This is a genomic window from Bacillus cereus group sp. BfR-BA-01356 (assembly GCF_022663635.1).
GTDB lineage: Bacteria > Bacillota > Bacilli > Bacillales > Bacillaceae_G > Bacillus_A > Bacillus_A cereus.
Map to the genome: position 1 here is coordinate 1 of NZ_JAKUFX010000106.1, position 20,690 is coordinate 20,690.

Consider the following 20,690-nt stretch of genomic DNA (forward strand, 5'->3'; position numbering starts at 1 on the left):
TTTACATAAAATACTGGTCTAGTTTCGTGATGTCTTTTTTAAGCAATTTGTCCTTTGATAACTTCAAAAGATATTATTTTTCAGTTGACATACTACCGCAGGTCTTATAAAATTAAATTTCAAAAATAAGAAAAGGCTTTCCTACTGCGTAGGAAAGCCTTGTATGCAAGTTATTACAGAATAACATATGCTACATCACTTTAAGTAACTCCCTACGCTGGCATTATCCAGATCAGGTTGAGGGTCGATGTTTACTTACATCCTCTCAGCCAATTGGCTCCCCGGTCCTTAATTCGTTTTCATTGTAGCATGATTTATTTTATTGAACAAACAAAAGCATGCATAATCATTTCATTATTTTTGGAAAATAACTAACTTTTTCACCATGAGCTAATAACTGCTGAATAAATTCTTTATTAATTGCTGGTACTATCAATTCTTTTTTCTTAATCCATTTATTCGTTCTACGCGTACCCATTACAATTTCAGATTGCTGCGCTCCATCTCCTGCAACTTGAGAAGCAATTAACTCTGCTATTACTTCATTTCCCTTCGCTAATGCAAGTCCGGTATTTACATATTCTGAAAGTGGAACCATTTCAAGATTGTATCCACACTCTCCAATTATCTGTATAAATTGTTCAAACTCAATTTGATGTGGATGACAAATATGTAACGTCTCTCCTATAATTTGCGCATCTTGCAAATACGATACAATTGATTTACTAGCAAAATCAATTGGTGTGAAATCAACTTTCCACTTCACATTTGGTGCTTTCCCAATTAATAGCATTGTTTTAATAAGACGATAAAATGCGTTTCCTTCAATATTTTGTTGGAACGAACCTGTTTCTGAATGACATGCTAAATTACCTGCACGATAAATATTTCCACGCAAACCATTTTTCATTGCTTCACGAACAATGTTTTCCGCTTGTAGTTTACTATTTGAATATACATTCTCTAAGTCTACACTGTAATTAAAATCACCAGTTTTCATGTATGTATCCCATTGATCTACCGCTAATTCTAACGGGATACCAATTGTAGAAATAAAATGGAATGTAGCACCTTTCTCCGCTAATGTTAGCATACGGCTAGTTCCTTGGACATTTATATTTTCAAATTGTTTTACATCTCCAAAATGTCTTACATCTGCACCGCAATGAATTATCGTATCCATCTTAGAACTGATGAACATAAATTCTTCTTCGCTCATCCCAAGATACTCTTCTCCCAGATCACCAGCTACGGCCTGTATACGCTGTAACCATTCTTCACATACATCATTAAAGTAGCCTGTTAATGTATCTATAATTCTTTGCTGCACATCTTTAGTTGGTCTTACTAAACAATAAATAGTAGCAGATGTATCTCTCAACAATTCATATAATATGTGTGATCCTAAATAACCAGTAGCTCCTGTTAAAAAGACATTTGAAATCTGGTTTTCTTCCAAAACGTTTGCATACGTGATAGTATCTGGTTCGTGAATCACTTTATATTCACGAAATACTTCTTCTTTCTCTACTTTTACTTCTCGCTCAATTCGAGCTAATCCATATATCGTTCTTTCTTTAAAGAAATCTTGAATTGTTAAATGTGAGAAATCTTCTTTTAACAATGTTAAGACTCGTAATACTTTTAATGAATGTCCACCAATTGTAAAGAAATCATCATGCACTCCAACTTTTGAAATTCCTAATACTTCCGCCCAGGCGTTCGCTATTTGTTTTTCTGCTTTATTAGAAGGTGCAACATATTCTTGTAGCCGAACCGGTTCATACTTTTCTTCTAACTGAGCTAACTTCTTAACATCAATCTTTTTATTAGGTGTAAGTGGCAATTCATTAATATAAATTAGTTTAGATGGCACCATATAATCTGGTAATTGCTCTTGTAACTGATAAACTAATTCTGGTATTTCTTTTTTATTTAAAGTTGTATAGAACGCGATTAAATATTGGCTACCTTCCTTACTCTTCTTAGCAAAAACAGCATTTTCTTTTATATTATGATTTTGAGAAATTTTACTTTGGATTTCGCCTAGTTCAATACGATGTCCTCTAATTTTTACTTGATCATCTTTCCGATGTAAAAACTCTATATTTCCATCCTCTAGCAACTTAACGATATCACCTGTTTTATATATATTAACTATAGGATTAAAAGAGTTCGGAATAAAAGCTTCAATTGTTTTATTAGGCTTATTAAAATACCCTTTTGCTAATCCCACTGAATCTATATATAATTCACCAGGTACACCAATTGGACAAAGATTCATATTCTCATCCAAAATCATAACTTGATAATTAGCACATGGTTTACCAATGGGAATACTCGCAACATCCTCATTTAACTGACTAGGTATTTTATAGGTTGTCGTCACTACAGTACATTCTGTCGGTCCGTATACATTATGAATTTCAACATTTGTACCTATTCTTTCTCTCCACAATTTAATAACCTCTACAGGCAACATTTCACCGCCAATCGCAATTCTTTTTAGGGAAGCTAGCTTATATATATCTTCTTCTGCTAAATAAGTTGCTACTTGTCGAACAAAAATTGTTGCTAATGCCAAGATTGAAGTTGCTTTCACTTTATAGATTGCATTTGCAAATGCTTCTACAGACAATCGCTCTTCCTCTAATAGTACATATAAGTTTCCTCCACAGAATAAAGAAGCAAATGACTCCCATACAGAAGCATCGAAACTAAAGGAAGGAAATTGGGCAAATACATCCTCTTCTGTCAATTCATATTGCTTTTTCATCCAAGTATACAGATTAACAACGCCTCTATGTGCTAACATCGTTCCCTTTGGATTCCCTGTTGAACCAGATGTATAAATCATATAAGCTATATCATCACAATGAATAGACAACTTTACATCTGTATCTTCATAAGTTTCACTATCATACATTGAAACTGTTTGAACCCCATCACATGTTATAGGCGTCTCTTTCATCAATATAACTTTCGCTTGGCTATCTTGAATAATGTACTGTATTCTACTTTCCGGATAATCTGGATCAATCGGAACATACGCTGCACCAGCTTTTAATATAGCTACCATACTTACTACTGTGTCTATGCTACGTTTCATAAATATTCCAACATAGTCTCCTAATTGGACGCCGTTTTTAATTAACATATGAGCTATTTGATTACTTTTTTTATTTAGCTCCTCATAAGTTAAAGTACCTTCCCTTGAAGATAAAGCTATACGATTTGGAAATTGAGTAACAGTATTATAGAACATATCGACGATACTTTTCTCAGGATATACTGCTGTCGTATCATTCACTTGACTATAAAGTGCCATCTCGGCCTCTGTAATAATATTAAAATCATTTATATGATTATTCTTATTTTGTGATTTATTAATTAAAACACCTTGTATTTGTTGTGCATAACGAGTAATCGTTGTCTCTTTCCAATTAACACTATTAAATATTATTTCTACACTTTGCATATTTTTACTAAATACAAATTGTAATGTATTCGTGTCTTGTAGCTCATAATATGTTTCACCAATAATAATAGGTGACATTTCATATAACGTATTACCGTTTTGAAACTCTTCTATTTCTTCCTCATTCATTTCTTTAATTTGCTCCAGTTGCTCTTCAATTTGTAAATTTAAACTTTCATAGGAGAGAAAATTAGAAACTTCAATAGTAATTGGAAATAAACTTCCTCTTACATGATAAAGCACGACAATATGTTTTTCTTTAGAAATATGATATAACCACGTTGCAGTCGCTCCTATTAAATCTACAATGTGAGTCAAATTTGAAAACAGTTCCGTTTTCCTTTTTATCCTAAGTTCTGTTCCTTGCACATCTTTAGGTATTTTAATACTTCCTTCTACTTTTCCTAAAAATTCTTTTACCATCTCATTATAAGAAATTGCTAATTTCATATTTATGTAAATTCCTCTCTTAAATATAATAAAGGTGTGAAAATTCACACCTTTTTCATCCCTTATTAAAGGGCAGATTCGTTCAATTCATAATCAGTAGCGGAGATACCCCCTTGATTAGAATTGAACATTCTCCTTATTCGCTTTTAAACTCACCAATAAGCTCTTGTAATTCCTGAGAAAGCCAACTTAAAGAAGTCGCTAATTCTGCAATATCTTGTACTGATATTTCTTGCTCTTTCATGCTTTCTTCAACATTACTACTGCTGTTGGCATAAGTATTTGCAATATGTGATAATTCATTTACGACTTGAACGATATTCTGGCTATTTTGTAAAATATCACTCGAATTACCAGAAACAGCTTTTACTTGATCTGTAACAGATTGCGCTGATTTTGAGATTTTTTCAAAGAAATCACCGCTACTTTGAACAAGCGAAATTCCAGTTTCTACTTCTCTTGAACCTTTTTGCATGGAAACTACAGCATCTTCTGTCTCAGCTTGTGTTTCACCAATTAATTTCGCTATATCTTTAGCAGACGCTTCCGTTTGTTCTGCTAATTTTCGTACTTCATCAGCAACAACTGCAAACCCTCTTCCAGCTGCTCCAGCACGTGAAGCCTCAATAGAAGCATTTAAAGCTAATAAATTTGTTTGATTTGAAATACCTGTAATTACAGTTACGATATCACTAATTTCTTTTGACCTTGTTTCTAACGAATAAATGATGGAAGATAAATCTTGTACTGCATTTTGGATTAAACTCATTTGATTAATAATTTGTCCAATCACTTCATTACCTTCAATTGAATGTTGTTCCATACCTTCAGAAGCAACCGCAACTTGTTTTGCAGCCCCAGTTATTTCTTCTACCTTATCTTCCATTCCATGTACAATTCCTAAACATTGTTGTACTGAAGTTTTTTGAGACTGTGCCCCTACTCTTAAACCTTCAATAGAACTTGCAATCTCTTGAACTGCCATGCTATTTTCCTCTGTACTCGCCGACAATTCTTGTGAAGAAGAAGAAACTTGCTCAGCAGTTTGCCTTACTTTATCTATAATCCCTTTAAACTTTTCAATCGTGTTATTGAAATAAACATTAATAATTCCAATATCATCTGGTCTTTCTTTTAATTTAATACTCAAGTCACCTTCACCAATTTTACGTAACCCTTCTCGTAAATCTTTTAATGGAGCTAGCGAGTGACGCACGATAAAGAATTGAGTAATAGTCGCAATTGCTAATGAAATAATGATAAAGAGTAAACCCTGTATCATAAACTTCTCTTTTGTAATAGGAACAATGGAAGCATCTAAGTCAGCGGCAACAATTGCAATAATATTGTTTTCTCCATCTGTAATTGGTTCTAATATTGTCACCCACGAACCTATTTCATCTTCATATACTTCTGTCATTTGAGCCTTTTTCGTATCAATCACTTTATCGTATGCCTTCATCCAATGAGCGGGTTGTTCATAATAATCTCCCGGCTTTATAGGAAACGCATTTGTTAACTCTGTAGTCAAACCAACGAGTTGTAATTCTCGCTTTTCATTCGGCTTTGCTCCTGTAACATACGTTTGTCCAACGCTTTTCAATTCTTTTGATACTTCATCTAATTTCTCTGTTAACTTTTCTTTTTTCACTTTTTCGGCTGTAGGATCTTTCGCCATGTCTCTAACTAATTCTACATCCAGTTTTTTCAATACTATTTCTCCTGTTTCAATAGACTGCCTTTCAAATAAAGACATCATACTATTTTGAAACATATTGAAACTTAATGCACCCATACTTCCAACAAGTGTCAAAATAACTAATACGGTTAATAAGACGTTCTTTTGAAGGAACGATAACTTATGCCAATATTTTTTCATTAATATCCACCTTCCTTAATCAACACAAACAAAAAAACAAAATATATGGATATTTTGTTTGAAAATGTTTCTCAATATGTTCGAGAATAAAAAAAAGCCAATGTAAAAGCATTGGCCAAGACCAACCCTATCCGTCCGGTAACTGGCTAGCGTAGCCTTTCGACCTTAGCTCCTGTAGTTTTGCGTCCTCATGTTTCCATCAGTTTGCCTTTCTCGCTGAACGAGTTGAACGATATGGGAGTTCTATGAGAATTAATTTATTCTCTTTCAAAGATTACAACATATAAATCAAAATGTCTACTTATTTAGAGATATAAATACAAATTTTTAACGCATTGCTTTTTCAAAATAATTTCAAAAAGTACGTGAATGTTACTTTTTTTGTGTTATATAATAAAAAATGTATAAATAACAAGGATTTATTCGGGTATTTATTTAATTTCCATTCAAATTAAACTATTCGAATATATCTTAACTAATGAATTTCGGAGGTAGTTTATCATGTTTTGGGTACAATTTCTTACCTTGTTACTCTGTATTTTTATTGGTGCACGCCTAGGCGGAGTTGGTTTAGGAGTAATGGGTGGAGTTGGTATGGCAATACTCGTTTTTGTCTTCCACCTACAACCAACCGCGCCTCCTATCGATGTAATGCTTATGATTTTGGCAGTAATTACAGCTGCTGGTGCTTTGCAAGCTGCTGGAGGAATGGACTATCTTGTTCATCTAGCTGAAAAGACATTACGAAAAAATCCAAAGCGTATTACTTTTTTTGCTCCAATTGTTACTTATTTATTCACACTATGTGCAGGTACTGGTCACGTTGCCTATTCTGTACTTCCTGTTATTGCAGAAGTCTCTCGTGAATCAGGGATTAGACCGGAACGCCCAATGTCGATTGCCGTAATCGCTTCTCAACAAGCAATTACAGCTAGTCCAATTTCAGCTGCCACAGTTGCTCTTTTAGCAATGTTAGCTGACTATAAAATCACCTTATTAGATATTTTAAAAGTAAGTATACCTTCTACTTTCATCGCTTGTATGATAGCTGCATTCGTTGCTAGTAAGATGGGAAAAGAATTAAATGAAGACCCTGAATACTTAAAACGATTAAAAGAAGGAATGATTCCTAAGCTTGAAGAGAAAAAAGAATTTGTAGGTGTAAAGGGCGCAAAATTATCAGTTATCCTTTTCCTAGTAGGAACCTTCCTTGTTGTACTTCTTGGTTCATTTGAAGCACTTCGTCCAGGATGGATAGTTGATGGGAAGTTAGCTCGTCTTTCCATGCCGAACACAATTGAGATGGTTATGTTAACTATCGCGGCTCTTATTATTATTTTCTGTAAACCCAATGTAGAAAGCATTGTGTCTGGTAACGTCTTTAAAGCAGGGGCAACAGCAGTTGTTGCTATTTTCGGTATCGCTTGGATGGGAGATACTTTCTTTAATGGAAACTTAAATATGATTCAAGGATCCATTCAGCATTTAGTAACAAGTGCACCTTGGCTATTTGCCATCGCACTATTCATTCTATCTATTTTACTGTACAGCCAAGCAGCAACTGTTCGTGCCTTAATGCCACTTGGACTATCTCTTGGCATTCCACCAGCGCTACTGATTGCGATGTTCCCTGCAGTAAATGGATATTTCTTCATTCCAAACTATGGAACAATCGTTGCTGCCATTAACTTTGATCGTACTGGTACAACAGGTATCGGTAAATACGTATTAAATCATAGTTTTATGATTCCTGGCCTAATTGCAACATTTACTTCTATCGGAATTGGAATGCTCTTAATTTCAATTATGTTTTAAAGAAAAAGCACAAACCTTTATTTAAAAAGGTTTGTGCTTTTTTAATCAAATGTTTGTTTAAATTTTGGGGCAGTCTATTTCTCCATGTAGCACTTAAAATACTACACGTCCTTCCCTACAAACTTCTCTTTACTTCTTCAGCTAATTTTCTCGTACTTTCATACGCAGATTCAGCTAAACTAATTGCTGAAATAACTGAAACACCGTCCGCACCCGCTTCTATAACTGCCGCTGTATTTTCAATTGTAATCCCACCAATACCAACGATTGGCACTGTAATTCCTTGTTCTCTAAAATAGGCTAATCCTTTCGTTCCTTGAACCGCTTTCGTATCTTTTTTCGTACTCGTTGGGAAAATAGGTCCAACGCCTAAATAATCTGCTCCATTTTCGATTGCAAAGCGTGCTTCTTCAATTGTATGAGCAGATACGCCGATAATTTTATCTCCCATTTTTTCACGAACAGATGTAATTCCTTCATCATCTTGTCCTACATGAACACCATCTGCATCTAATTCAATGGCTAATTCTACATCATCATTTACAATGAAAGGAACACTATATTCCTTACAAAGCATCTGCAATTCTTTTGCAAAGCGCACTCTATCTTCTCCGATTAAAGAACCTTCCCCCTTCTCGCGAAACTGAAAAATTGTCACTCCACCATCTAACGCTTCTTTCAATACAGCTAAAGGATCCCTCGTGCAGTTATTACTTCCCATAATAAAATACACTTGCAATAGCTTAGACATTTTATCTATTTCAATGCGTGCCATTTCTTTCACTCCCTCTTACTCTAACTCCTCAATCTTTCCATATTTCTCAATATCACTAGAAGTAGTATTCGCTAACTGATTTAAAAATTCAATTTGGAAACTACCAGGTCCTTTTTCTACCGTTTTAACCGCTGCTAGTTCCGCTGCTACTCCATAAAATGTTAATGCGGCTACTGCTGCTTTTACATAATCTTTTTCCACTGCTACAAATGCTCCTATTACAGAAGTTAGTAAACAACCAGTTCCCGTAACTTTCGTTAAAATAGAGTGACCATTTCGAATAACAATCGTTCTCTCTCCATCTGTAACAACATCTTCTTCTCCAGTAATTACTGCAACTGTATTTAGTTCATCTGCTGCCTGCTTTGCAATACTTACGACATTGCCATTTCCAGCACCAGCGTCTACCCCTTTAATTTCCCATCTCTCATTAATAACATTTGCTATTTCAGCTGCATTTCCGCGGATAATTGCTAACTCAATTTCAGCCGGAATATGTCTCGCAACTTCTGTTCGATACGAAGTTGCTCCTGCACCAACTGGATCAAATAGTACTGGCACATTGTTCGCATTTGCTGATTTACCCGCGAGTAACATCGCTTCTACTTCTTCAGGACGAAGTGTCCCCATATTTAATACTAACGCTCCAGCAATGCTAGCCATTTCTGCTACTTCTTCTTTCGCATACGCCATTACAGGCGATGCCCCAAGTGCCAACAAACCGTTAGCAGTAAAATTTGTTACAACAACATTTGTAATATTATGAACAAGCGGATTAGATTCTCTCACCAAATCCACTACTTTACTAATTTCTTTCATATTCATCCTTTTCATCTCCTAACTATAATGATGGGAGATACACAAAAAGACACTTTGCGCGTACGCAAAGTGCCTGAATATGTGCTTTTACACTCTCCCTACGCTGGCATTATCCAACAGGTTCAAATGGTCAATGACGGACTAGTAGCCATACTCTCAGTTTGTATCCACAAACTCCCATGTGTTTCTTATTCATCTACTTCAAAGTCTACTCTTATTCTAGTAAAATAACAAGTTCTTTACTTTTCTATTTGATATAGAGGCAACTGATAAAGTGAAACTTTAATCAGTTGGGATTTTGTTAACTCCATTAAAAACAGCTGAAATATGGAGCGAAACTGAATCTCAAGAAGATGTATGCTATATTTAACTTATGGAAATTTGAAAGGATGTTTTTAATATGTCAAAAAGCGTTGTAATCGCTGAAAAACCTTCCGTTGCACGAGATATTGCTCGTGTACTGAAGTGTGATAAAAAAGGAAACGGCTATCTTGAGGGTAGTAAATATATTGTAACTTGGGCTTTAGGCCATCTCGTTACATTAGCAGACCCAGAAAGCTATGATGTGAAATATAAAAAGTGGAATTTAGAAGATTTACCGATGCTACCGGAGCGTTTGAAATTAACGGTTATTAAACAAACTGGGAAACAATTCAATGCTGTGAAAAGCCAGCTACTTAGAAAGGATGTAAATGAAATTATTGTAGCGACAGATGCTGGACGTGAAGGAGAATTGGTCGCTCGCTGGATTATTGATAAGGTTCGCATTAATAAACCGATCAAACGTCTATGGATTTCATCTGTAACCGATAAAGCAATTAAAGATGGTTTTGCAAATTTAAAACCAGGTAAAGCCTATGACAATTTATACGCTTCAGCAGTTGCACGTTCAGAAGCTGACTGGTATATCGGTCTTAATGCAACTCGTGCTTTAACGACTCGCTTTAATGCCCAGTTAAATTGCGGCCGTGTACAAACCCCTACTGTTGCTATGATTGCTAGTCGTGAGGATGAAATAAAGAACTTCAAAGCACAAACTTACTACGGCATCGAAGCTCAAACAATGGAGAAGCTCAAACTTACTTGGCAAGATGCAAATGGCAATAGCCGTAGTTTTAATAAAGAAAAAATCGATGGTATTGTAAAACGTTTAGATAAACAAAATGCTACTGTTGTGGAAATTGATAAGAAACAGAAGAAGTCATTCTCTCCTGGTCTTTACGATTTAACTGAATTGCAACGTGATGCGAATAAAAAGTTCGGTTACTCTGCTAAAGAAACATTAAATATTATGCAAAAATTGTATGAACAGCATAAAGTACTAACGTACCCTCGTACAGATTCACGCTACATTTCATCTGATATCGTTGGAACACTTCCAGAACGTCTAAAAGCATGTGGTGTTGGAGAATACCGTCCCTTCGCACATAAAGTATTACAAAAGCCTATCAAACCTAACAAATCATTTGTTGATGATAGTAAAGTAAGCGATCATCATGCGATTATTCCAACAGAAGGATACGTTAACTTCTCAGCATTCACAGATAAAGAACGCAAAATTTATGATTTAGTTGTAAAACGTTTCTTAGCTGTGTTATTCCCGGCATTCGAATATGAGCAACTAACGTTACGCACAAAGGTTGGCAATGAAACGTTCATTGCGCGCGGAAAAACAATTCTACATGCCGGTTGGAAAGAAGTATATGAAAATCGCTTTGAAGATGATGATGTAACTGATGACGTAAAAGAGCAACTTCTACCTCACATTGAGAAAGGCGATACATTAGCTGTAAAGTTAATTATGCAAACATCAGGTCAAACAAAAGCACCTGCACGATTTAACGAAGCGACTTTACTTTCAGCAATGGAGAATCCTACAAAATATATGGATACGCAAAATAAACAACTTGCTGATACGTTAAAATCGACTGGTGGATTAGGTACTGTAGCGACACGTGCAGACATTATCGACAAGCTATTCAATTCATTCTTAATTGAAAAACGCGGTAAAGATATTCACATTACTTCAAAAGGTCGCCAGTTACTTGATTTAGTACCAGAAGAATTAAAATCTCCTACACTAACTGGTGAATGGGAACAAAAACTTGAGGCTATCGCAAAAGGTAAATTGAAAAAAGAAGTATTCATTTCTGAAATGAAGAACTATACGAAAGAAATCGTTTCTGAAATTAAATCAAGCGATAAAAAATATAAACATGACAACATTTCAACGAAGTCTTGTCCAGATTGCGGTAAACCAATGCTAGAAGTAAACGGCAAAAAGGGAAAAATGCTCGTATGCCAAGATCGTGAATGTGGTCATCGTAAAAATGTATCTCGTACAACAAACGCTCGCTGTCCGCAATGTAAGAAGAAACTAGAATTACGTGGTGAGGGTGCAGGACAAATCTTTGCATGTAAATGTGGCTATCGCGAGAAATTATCAACATTCCAAGAAAGACGTAAAAAAGAATCTGGAAACAAAGCTGATAAGCGCGACGTTCAAAAATATATGAAACAACAGAACAAAGAAGAAGAACCATTAAACAACCCATTTGCGGAAGCATTAAAAAAATTAAAATTTGATTAAACAAAAAGGTTCCTACCTCTATCGGTAGGAACCTTTTATTTTAGTGAATGATTTTACTTCCTTTTGCATTCTCAACAAATTTTTCACTTGATTTGTTAATTGGTGTTTTCAGTAATAACGCAGCAACAATCATAACTACTACGAAAGCACTTAACACAAGTAAATCTCGCGTTACGATATCCCAAAGCATTCCGCCAACTGTTTCACGAATTGCGCTAATTGCGTATGTGAATGGTAAGAACGGATAAATCGCTTGGAAGAACGCTGGTGTCATTTGGATTGGGAATGTTCCGCCCGATCCTGCTACTTGTAGTACAAGTAAAATGATCGCCATCGATTTCCCAACGTTTCCGAAAATAGAAACGAGTGAGTATACGATACAAACGAAGACTCCACCAATAAATAAACTAAATAACACAAACCAGAACTTATCGACTACGTACGTACCGAGTAAGAATATATCTCCCATCGATACGATAAACGCTTGTGAAAGACCTATCGTTAAGAATGTTAATAAACGTCCGAAGTAAATTTCATGGCTCTTATAATTCGCGCCCTCTTCGTGTACTTCTACCGTTAATAATGAAACCATTAATAATGCGCCTACCCATAATGCAAGCACTGTATAGAATGGTGACATCGCTGAACCGTAGTTCGGCATCGCAAATAATTTATTTTCTTTTAAATTTACTGGATTCGCAAAGTAATCACTTTGCTTTTCAACATCATTTTTCAATAAGCGTATAATGTCTTTTAAATCCTCTTCAGATTCAAAATCACGAATTTTATCTGCTAATTCTTTAATCTTTTTCTCAGTAGCTGGCATTTCAGCTTTAATGTCTGCTAATTTCTTTTTACCATCTACTAAACCTTTTGATGAATCTTCTAGTAATTTTTTAACATCTGGAAGCTTTTTGTCTGCCTCTTTTAAAATTTGAGATGTGTTTTTAGACATCTCTTTTGTGCGAGCAATTGCTGCATTGAAATTTGGAGTGATTTCTGAGTCATATTTAGCTAAAATGTCACCAATTTGGCCCGAAACACTTTTAGACACTTGATTAATACTTTCAATAACATCTGCTGCTGGTTTTTGACCTTTATTAATAGCGTCAATTCCTTTATCAGTTAAATCGATTCCTTTTTGGAAACCATCTTTTACTTTATTTAACTTAGCGATTGTGCCATTAAGATTTTTATCACTATTCACATCAGCTAACACTTTATTTGTACTTTCCAGAACTGGAATCATGTCATTAACTAAATTCCATCCTGCTTTGAACTGTCCATTCACATCATTTAAGGCTACTTTTGTAGAATCTAATCCATTAACACCTTTGTTACTTAAGTCTTCTCTTGCTTTTTCAAGCTCCGTTTTTAATCTACTGTAATCATTTACAGCTTTATCATATTTCTCTCTACCATTGTTTAATATCTCATTAGCCTTATTTATATCTTGATTTAAATTGCCTCTAAGCTGCTGTGCATTTTCTTGCGCATTTTCAGCCTTACTTTTCAGTTGCTCAGCTGTACTTACTGCTTTTTCAAAATCAGCTACAAACGTTGCATTATAATCCTTTTCAGCTTGATTTACTAAATTATTTACTGCATCTAATTTTTGATTTACAGCATCTCGCACATCTTGTTTAACTTCTTGTCCGGAACTAATTAAATCTCCTACATGCTTAACCCTATTGTTAGCATCCACCATAGAATTTTTAAGCACCGTTAAACTTTCCACTCTGTTTCCAAAGAACTGTTTACCGAATTCCGTGGAAGCTGATTCCTTGAAAGCTGTAAAGAAATCAATCAAATATGAAACACTATCGATACGCTCTTGGAGGAGCTTTGAAGCATCCTGCACATTTTTCTGTGCTACAGCTGGATCCACGCCTTTATTTTGAAGGCCATCCATAACACTCTTTACATATGCCGTTCCAACACGAGTAGAATTGAAAACAGTGTTTACAGTTTGATCAATATTTTTAGCAATATTTTTATACCCTTCACCATTCACTTGTGGTAATGCTGGAATCTCTGGTATTTGTGGAATAGTTATATTAGGTAAGACTGGTAATTTAGCTGGATCTGGCAATGTCAGATTAAAGTCAAATGCCGGATTTTTTAAGTAATCCGTAATTTTCGCTGCAGCATCCAATCCCTGCTGCATTACTGTTAAATTATTTTTAATAGTTCCCGGAGCGCGATTCAATGTTTCATCATTTCTAGCAAAGAATTTATCTAAATTCCCTAACGCTTCTTGCCCATCATTCATAACACTCTCTACAACAGGCAACTCTTTTTGCGCTACTTTTACAACATCTTCTGCTCGAGTCGCATCATCTAACGCCTTATCCATAAGTGTATTCATTTCTGGGAACTGCGCTTCTAACTTAAATACAAGATCTTTTACTTTTTCGATACTTGGTAAGTTTGTTTCTAAATCGATTCCAAGATCATTGAAAATTTTAAAAATCTCACCGTTTGCTGTTTTTACAAAGTTTTTACTAATTTCTTCTGTAATACCTGATGCACCTTTTGCTGTAATCTTCGGTGCAATCGCGTTTACTTTTTCATTCACATAGTAATCCAGTTCTGGTTTTTTAGGATTTTCATCCAGAACAGTTGCAATTTTTTCAGAGAAATCTTTTGGAATCGTAATACTTGCATAATAATCTCCACGCTCAACTCCGTAAATTGCTTGTTTTTCATCTACAAATTTCCAGCCAAGATTTTTGTTTTTCTTAAGGGAGTCTACAATCTCTTTCCCGATATTAATATCTTTCCCTCTTAAATTAGAACCTGCATCTTGGTTAGAAACTGCAATGGGAACCTCTTTTGTATTTCCATACGGATCCCAAGAAGCTTTAATGTTAAACCATGCATATAACGATGGTAAAATCATTAATCCTAAAACAATAACAATTGCAGCCCAATGTTTGGCTACATTCCGTAAATCTGTCTTATAAATACGCCAAATCTGTTTCATAGAAGTTATCACCTAATTATATATTTTTCCTTCTTTAGAAAATGATACATACATTTTGCAATTATATCACTTTCTACATCGTGTATTAACCAAAAACGTACTATTTTTTCCCATTAACTTTCACTTACTTCATTATATAACGAAGTGAGTCAAAGTATGAATACAAAATGACCAAATCGGTTTTACATTCAATAATAACAAATATATATGAAATGTCATAAAAAATACAAGTATTTTCTCTTGGAAATACTTGTATTCCTAAAAAAAATCCTCACAGCTTTTATTCTCTGTGAGGATTTCTTCTATTATATATCTAATTGAACCTCTACACCGAAATGATCTGAAATTACATTTCTGTTTGTACCATTAAAAATAACTTTTGAAGAATGAACTTTTTTACTTTGGTTACACAATATTAGATCGATTCGCAAATTATGTTTATTTTCATCCCAACCAGCAATCTCGCCTTGGACAGTCGTTCCTTCATCCTTCTCTATTGCTAATTCATATGTGTCATACAACCCTTTTTGCATCATATACTCATAACCTTCGCCTTTCAATCGAGCATTGTTATTAAAATCCCCCATTAAGAAGGCGAGCTTATTGCTATCTACACGCTCCATCAAACGATCGACTTGACCTTTGAATGACTCTTCTTCATCATTCCACCAACCGAGATGACAAGAGTAAAACGTTATATCCTTACCATTATAAGCAATTGTTGCACTTACAATTTTACGCGTTTTCCAATACGTTGTATCCTCGTTTTCTGAAATGAAGAACGTATCTTCTTTTATAATATTATGCTTCGTTATAATCGCTAATCCTTCTTCATACACGTCATAACCAATATGAGAGAAATCCCAAGTAATATTGTAATCTTTTACATGTAGCGCTTTTAACTCTTCTAATAGTAAAAGTCCAAAATTATCTTCTTTCTTGTTACCGCATACATTTTCAGCTTGTATGGACTGACTTACTTCTTGCAATGCGATGACATCGTACTCTTCTTCTTGAATTACTTTAGCAAGGTATTGTATCTTTTCTATTTGATTCTCTTCTTGCCAAGAATGACAGTTTAAAGTTAGCAATTTCATATTATTACGCACCTAACATATCTTGAATGTCTGACTTTAATACGTCAGCTTTCGGACCATATACCGCTTGTACACCTTTATCTTTTACAATAAGCCCTAAAGCACCATTTTGTTTCCACTGTGCTTCTGGTGCAACAACATCTAAATCTTTTACTGTTACACGTAAGCTTGTCATACAAGCATCTACGTCAGCAATATTTTCTTTTCCACCTAATAAATCGATAACTTTTGTTGCTAATGAACCGTCTTGTACATTTCCTGTTCCTTCTGATGCCTCATCTTCATTATCAATATAGTTACCTGCACGCCCTGGTGTTGGTAAATTGAATTTTTTAATTAAGAAATTAAATAGTGTAAAGTTAAGACCGAAGAACACTAATGAAACAATAACAAAGTTGATTAAGTCTCTTGTTAAACCTGCGTTAACCATCATTGGCGTACGAGTAATTAACTCAATAAATCCAAATGCATGAACACGTAAGTTAATTAAATCAGCTAGCGCGAATGCAAGTCCTGTTGTAATAGCATATACAACATATAATACTGGAGCAATAAACATGAACATGAATTCAATTGGTTCTGTTACACCTGTTAAGAATACTGCTAATGCTGCTGATAAAAACATTGGTTTATATTTTGCACGCTTTTCTTTATCAACGTTACGGAACATCGCAAATGCAATCCCCATTAACGCTGCTGTTGAGCCGATAACTTGTCCAGCTTTGAAACGAGCTGGTACAACGTTATTTAATAAATCGTTATATGCCTTCGTATCTCCATTTGCTAATAAATTATTTAAATCTGTAATCCATGCAAGCCATAATGGATCTTGTCCTGCTACAACTTGTCCAACTTTTGAACCAGTTAGCATCGTATATGTTCCGCCTAGCTCTGTATAGTTCATCGGAATCGTTAACATATGGTGTAAACCAAATGGTAATAATAAACGCTCTAACGTTCCATATACAAACGGTGCAACAACTGGTGCACTATCTTTTGAAGCTGCAATCCAGCGACCAAATTCATTTAACCCACTTTGGATGAATGGCCATAGAAGTGATAATACAATCGCAGTAACTGTAGACCAAAGAATTACAACGAATGGTACAAATCGTTTTCCATTAAAGAATGCTAATGCCTGTGGCAGTTTATTATAGTTATAATATTTGTTATATAAAGTAGCTCCTAAGAAACCTGTGATGATCCCTACGAACACTCCCATGTTTAATGCAGGTGCACCAAGTACAGAAGTAAAGTAATCTTTTACAATTAAATCTCCCGCTATTACTGAAGAAACTTTCGCTTTTGAATCCGCTAACATTTCAGCGTTTACCCCAAATATAGCTCCTGTAATTCGGTTTGTTAAGACGAATGCTAATAGCGCTGCAAATGCACCACCCGCGCGATCTTTCGCCCAAGATCCCCCAATTGCTACTGCGAATAAGATGTGTAGATTTGTAATGATTGCCCAACCGATGTCTTCCATTACGCGAGCGATTGTATGAACTGCGTTAACATCCCCAGCAGACATACCAATTAACTTACCGATGGAAATCATTAAACCAGCTGCTGGCATTACGGCTACAACAACTAATAACGCTTTCCCGAACTTTTGCCAAAAATCAAAAGACGTAATTTTCATCTGTTCTTCCTCCCCTTTATTTATAAAAACATAATGATTTAAATTATAATTTCTGTTCCCTTTATGAAAACGATTCCTTATGTTACTTTATTTTTATCTTTACGCAACCGTTTTCATAAATCTATTTTAATAAAAGCGTTTTCACTTTGCAATAGAAATTTATTTTTTTTCATAAAAAAAGATGCTCAAGGAGCATCCTTTTTTATTATGAAATGCGATAAACCCTTGTTTCATAAGGCTTTAAAGCAATTGTTGTTACTTCTTCATGTTCCGCAACTTCATAGTTATTTAAAAGCAAACGTTTGCGTTCTAGTGCAAATGAACCCTCATTATACACAGCTTCCTCTTTTGAGATATTACTAATTACAATGACTTTTTCATCCTGTAACGTACGTGTATATGCATAAATTTGTGGATCGTCTTCTAAAAGTAAATCATACGTACCATAGTTCAGTACATCGTGCTCTTTTTTCAGGGCAATCATTTTCTTATAGAAATTGAAAATAGACTTTTCTTCATTTTTTTGCTTTTCAACATTAATTTCTTTGTAATTTGGATTCATGCTAAACCAAGGTGTACTTGTCGTGAAACCAGCATTCATCTCATCATTCCACTGCATAGGTGTACGTGAATTATCGCGGCAAGAAGCCCATATAATCTCCATCATATCTTGATGTGGTACGCCCTCTGCAATTTTCTCGCGATATAAATTTTTAATTGCTACATCATCGTAATCTTCAATATTTGGTAACTGAACATTTGTCATACCAATTTCTTGGCCTTGATAAATAAAAGGTGTACCGTGCATAAAGAAATACATCGCCCCTAGAGCTGTTGCACTTTCACGCCAATATTGTTTATCATCTCCCCATGTTGAAACGATACGTGGTTTATCGTGATTCTCAATATATAAAGCGTTCCATCCTTTATTTTCTAATCCTTTTTGCCATTTCGTTAATACTTTTTTCAATCCTACAACATCAAGGTCTTTCTTCTTCTCTGCATCCCATAAACTTAAATGTTCAAATTGGAATACCATATTGAACTTACCTTGCTCTTCTCCAACCCAAAGCTCAGCATCTTCAATCTTAACACCATTTGCTTCACCAACAGTCATAATATCGTACTTAGAGAATGTATTTTCTTTTAGCTCTTCTAATAAAGGTTGAATACCTTTCACATTCATATGTTTATCAAAAGATGGCACATATTTTAACCCTTTTGGATTTGGCATATCCTTGAGTCCTTCTTCTTTTTTAATATGACTGATCGCATCAACGCGGAAACCATCAATACCTTTATCAAGCCACCAATTAACCGTATCGTATAGTACTTCGCGAACTTCTTTATTCTCCCAGTTTAAATCTGGTTGTTTACGTGAGAATAAATGTAAATAATATTGTTCTGTTTCTTCATCATATTCCCATGCCGAACCATTAAAAATACTTTCCCAGTTGTTTGGCTCCGCACCATCTTTACCATCATGCCAAATATACCAATCACGCTTCGGATTATCTTTAGATGAACGTGATTCAATAAACCATGGATGTTCATCACTCGTATGATTAATAACTAAATCAATAATAAGCTTCATATCACGCTTATGAACTTCATCTAGTAAAGCATCAAAGTCTGCCATTGTACCAAACTCATCCATAATATCTTGATAATCACTAATATCATAACCATTATCATCATTAGGCGACTTATACATTGGACAAATCCAAATTACATCTATACCTAAATCTTTTAAATAATCCAGTTTTGCAATAATACCTTGTAAATCTCCAATACCATCACCATTTGAATCCATAAAGCTTCGTGGATAAATTTGATAAGCAACCGCTTCTTTCCACCATGTCTTATTCATAGTCATTCTCTCCTTTTGCATCCCATCGGAAATTTTATGCAAACGTTTTCGTAACACTATCATAACAAAATATGAACAGTTTGCAACTGTTTTCATTGAACTCTATGTAGATTCTTTATTCTTATGCTTTATTTATTTCTCACAAAGGTAAATCTCATTCTTCACCTCTCCTTGTCCACGCGTATTACAGACATTTTTCATATATTAATAAAAAACTCTGATTATTTTAGAAAGGAGTAATAAATTGAAGCAAACAAAATTAACAGGTCGTATCGTTGTTCCCACAGATCCTGACTACGACGTAGCCCGAATGAATTTAAATTTAAGTATTCCAAAACTCCCTTGTATTATTGTTTTTTGTCAAAATAACAAGGATGTCTGTAACGCCTTAAAATGGGCACGTGAACGTCATATACCATTTCGGTTAAGAAGTGGACGTCATAGCTATGAAAATTTTTCTCTTTTAAATAGAGGACTTATTATTGATGTGAGTGAAATGCATCGCATTACTGTTAATACAGAGAAATTAACAGCAACAATTGAGGCTGGTGCAAATCTTGGCACTGTTTATAAAGAACTTTGGAATTACGGTGTTACAATTCCTGCTGGTACAAGTGCAAGCGTTGGAATTGTTGGATTAGCACTTGGTGGTGGTATTGGTATGCTTTCGCGCTTATATGGATTAACATGTGATCAATTAATGGAAGTGGAAATGGTACAAGCATGTGGAAAATTTGGTGCAAAACTCATTCGTGCAAATGAACAAGAGAACTCTAACCTTTTTTGGGCATGCCGTGGTGGCGGTGGTGGAAACTTCGGAATTGTCACTTCCTTAACTTTTCGAGTCCACCCGATAAAAAATGTATCAATTTTCTCAATTACATGGGAATGGGAAGACTTTATTGCTGCATTTCAAGCGTGGCAAAACTGGGCACCTTATATAGATGAACGTCTCACTTCATCGATCGAATTATTCGCCAAGCAACGAAATAAAATTGAAGCACAAGGTGAGTTTGTCGGTTCTCCCTCTGAACTCCATTCCCTATTATCCCCTCTTCTTGAAACTGGTAGCCCCTCTCTCTTTATAGAAGAAGTTCCTTATATAAAGGCTGTTGAATTTTTTAATGGCGGTAACATCCCTGAAAATTTCAAGCGCTCTGGTTCCTATGTCTATAAACCTATTCCCCTCGTATATTAATATTTAAGCCCTATCTCAGGCTTAGTTTTACTCTCTAATAAGAGTCCAGTAATAAAGAAAATACTTGGACGTCTCAAGATATTTCTAGATA

At 35.0% G+C, this 20,690-nt stretch carries 10 protein-coding genes, 1 pseudogene and 3 riboswitches; of the genes and pseudogenes, 3 read left to right on the plus strand and 8 right to left on the minus strand.

Annotation, left to right across the window (positions count from 1 at the left end; translation table 11 throughout):
* Positions 1-192: 192 nt before the first annotated feature.
* Positions 193-294, minus strand: a riboswitch (TPP riboswitch).
* 52 nt (positions 295-346) lie between these two features.
* Positions 347-3,928, minus strand: a complete 3,582-nt coding sequence (locus MR168_RS25320; protein WP_103597610.1) for a non-ribosomal peptide synthetase family protein — start codon at positions 3,926-3,928, stop codon at positions 347-349.
* Positions 3,929-4,064: 136 nt separating this feature from the next.
* Positions 4,065-5,807 (minus strand): methyl-accepting chemotaxis protein, encoded by a 1,743-nt coding sequence (locus tag MR168_RS25325; RefSeq protein ID WP_049106499.1) that lies wholly within the window; start codon positions 5,805-5,807, stop codon positions 4,065-4,067.
* A gap of 134 nt (positions 5,808-5,941) precedes the next feature.
* Positions 5,942-6,026, minus strand: a riboswitch (cyclic di-GMP riboswitch).
* Positions 6,027-6,308: 282 nt separating this feature from the next.
* Between MR168_RS25325 and MR168_RS25330 the strand changes: the two genes are divergently transcribed.
* Positions 6,309-7,622 (plus strand): anaerobic C4-dicarboxylate transporter family protein, encoded by a 1,314-nt coding sequence (locus tag MR168_RS25330; RefSeq protein ID WP_086412079.1) that lies wholly within the window; start codon positions 6,309-6,311, stop codon positions 7,620-7,622.
* Positions 7,623-7,737: 115 nt separating this feature from the next.
* Here the strand turns inward: MR168_RS25330 and thiE are convergent, their stop codons facing one another.
* Positions 7,738-8,397: a thiamine phosphate synthase gene (gene thiE, locus MR168_RS25335; RefSeq protein WP_086412080.1), complete on the minus strand. Its 660-nt coding sequence runs from the start codon at positions 8,395-8,397 to the stop codon at positions 7,738-7,740.
* 15 nt (positions 8,398-8,412) lie between these two features.
* The gene (thiM, locus tag MR168_RS25340; RefSeq protein WP_086412081.1) at positions 8,413-9,222 is read right to left on the minus strand and encodes a hydroxyethylthiazole kinase; all 810 of its coding nucleotides are present in this window, start codon (positions 9,220-9,222) and stop codon (positions 8,413-8,415) included.
* Between the two features lie 72 nt (positions 9,223-9,294).
* Positions 9,295-9,407, minus strand: a riboswitch (TPP riboswitch).
* 209 nt (positions 9,408-9,616) lie between these two features.
* Here thiM and topB point away from each other — a divergent pair.
* Entirely contained in the window at positions 9,617-11,806 is a 2,190-nt protein-coding gene (gene topB / locus MR168_RS25345) for a DNA topoisomerase III (RefSeq protein WP_069604063.1), read from the plus strand.
* A gap of 40 nt (positions 11,807-11,846) precedes the next feature.
* Here the strand turns inward: topB and MR168_RS25350 are convergent, their stop codons facing one another.
* From MR168_RS25350 to MR168_RS25365, 4 genes are all read right to left on the minus strand, one after another.
* Positions 11,847-14,792: a YhgE/Pip domain-containing protein gene (locus MR168_RS25350; protein ID WP_016121528.1), complete on the minus strand. Its 2,946-nt coding sequence runs from the start codon at positions 14,790-14,792 to the stop codon at positions 11,847-11,849.
* 305 nt (positions 14,793-15,097) lie between these two features.
* The gene (locus MR168_RS25355) at positions 15,098-15,889 is read right to left on the minus strand and encodes an endonuclease/exonuclease/phosphatase family protein (protein ID WP_000771986.1); all 792 of its coding nucleotides are present in this window, start codon (positions 15,887-15,889) and stop codon (positions 15,098-15,100) included.
* 4 nt (positions 15,890-15,893) lie between these two features.
* Entirely contained in the window at positions 15,894-17,531 is a 1,638-nt protein-coding gene (locus tag MR168_RS25360) for a PTS transporter subunit IIBC (RefSeq protein WP_242291577.1), read from the minus strand.
* 205 nt (positions 17,532-17,736) lie between these two features.
* Entirely contained in the window at positions 17,737-19,401 is a 1,665-nt protein-coding gene (locus MR168_RS25365; protein ID WP_001044710.1) for a glycoside hydrolase family 13 protein, read from the minus strand.
* Positions 19,402-19,645: 244 nt separating this feature from the next.
* Between MR168_RS25365 and MR168_RS25370 the strand changes: the two are divergent.
* Positions 19,646-20,590, plus strand: a pseudogene (locus tag MR168_RS25370) (FAD-binding oxidoreductase); the annotation flags it as partial.
* Positions 20,591-20,690: the final 100 nt, after the last annotated feature.

Excerpts from the sequence above, each read along its gene's own strand:
- MR168_RS25320 (WP_103597610.1), bottom strand. The coding sequence starts at position 3,928 with ATGAAATTAGCAATTTCTTATAATGAGATGGTAAAAGAATTTTTAGGA.
- MR168_RS25325 (WP_049106499.1), bottom strand. The coding sequence starts at position 5,807 with ATGAAAAAATATTGGCATAAGTTATCGTTCCTTCAAAAGAACGTCTTA.
- MR168_RS25330 (WP_086412079.1), top strand. The coding sequence starts at position 6,309 with ATGTTTTGGGTACAATTTCTTACCTTGTTACTCTGTATTTTTATTGGT.
- thiE (WP_086412080.1), bottom strand. The coding sequence starts at position 8,397 with ATGGCACGCATTGAAATAGATAAAATGTCTAAGCTATTGCAAGTGTAT.
- thiM (WP_086412081.1), bottom strand. The coding sequence starts at position 9,222 with ATGAATATGAAAGAAATTAGTAAAGTAGTGGATTTGGTGAGAGAATCT.
- topB (WP_069604063.1), top strand. The coding sequence starts at position 9,617 with ATGTCAAAAAGCGTTGTAATCGCTGAAAAACCTTCCGTTGCACGAGAT.
- MR168_RS25350 (WP_016121528.1), bottom strand. The coding sequence starts at position 14,792 with ATGAAACAGATTTGGCGTATTTATAAGACAGATTTACGGAATGTAGCC.
- MR168_RS25355 (WP_000771986.1), bottom strand. The coding sequence starts at position 15,889 with ATGAAATTGCTAACTTTAAACTGTCATTCTTGGCAAGAAGAGAATCAA.
- MR168_RS25360 (WP_242291577.1), bottom strand. The coding sequence starts at position 17,531 with ATGAAAATTACGTCTTTTGATTTTTGGCAAAAGTTCGGGAAAGCGTTA.
- MR168_RS25365 (WP_001044710.1), bottom strand. The coding sequence starts at position 19,401 with ATGAATAAGACATGGTGGAAAGAAGCGGTTGCTTATCAAATTTATCCA.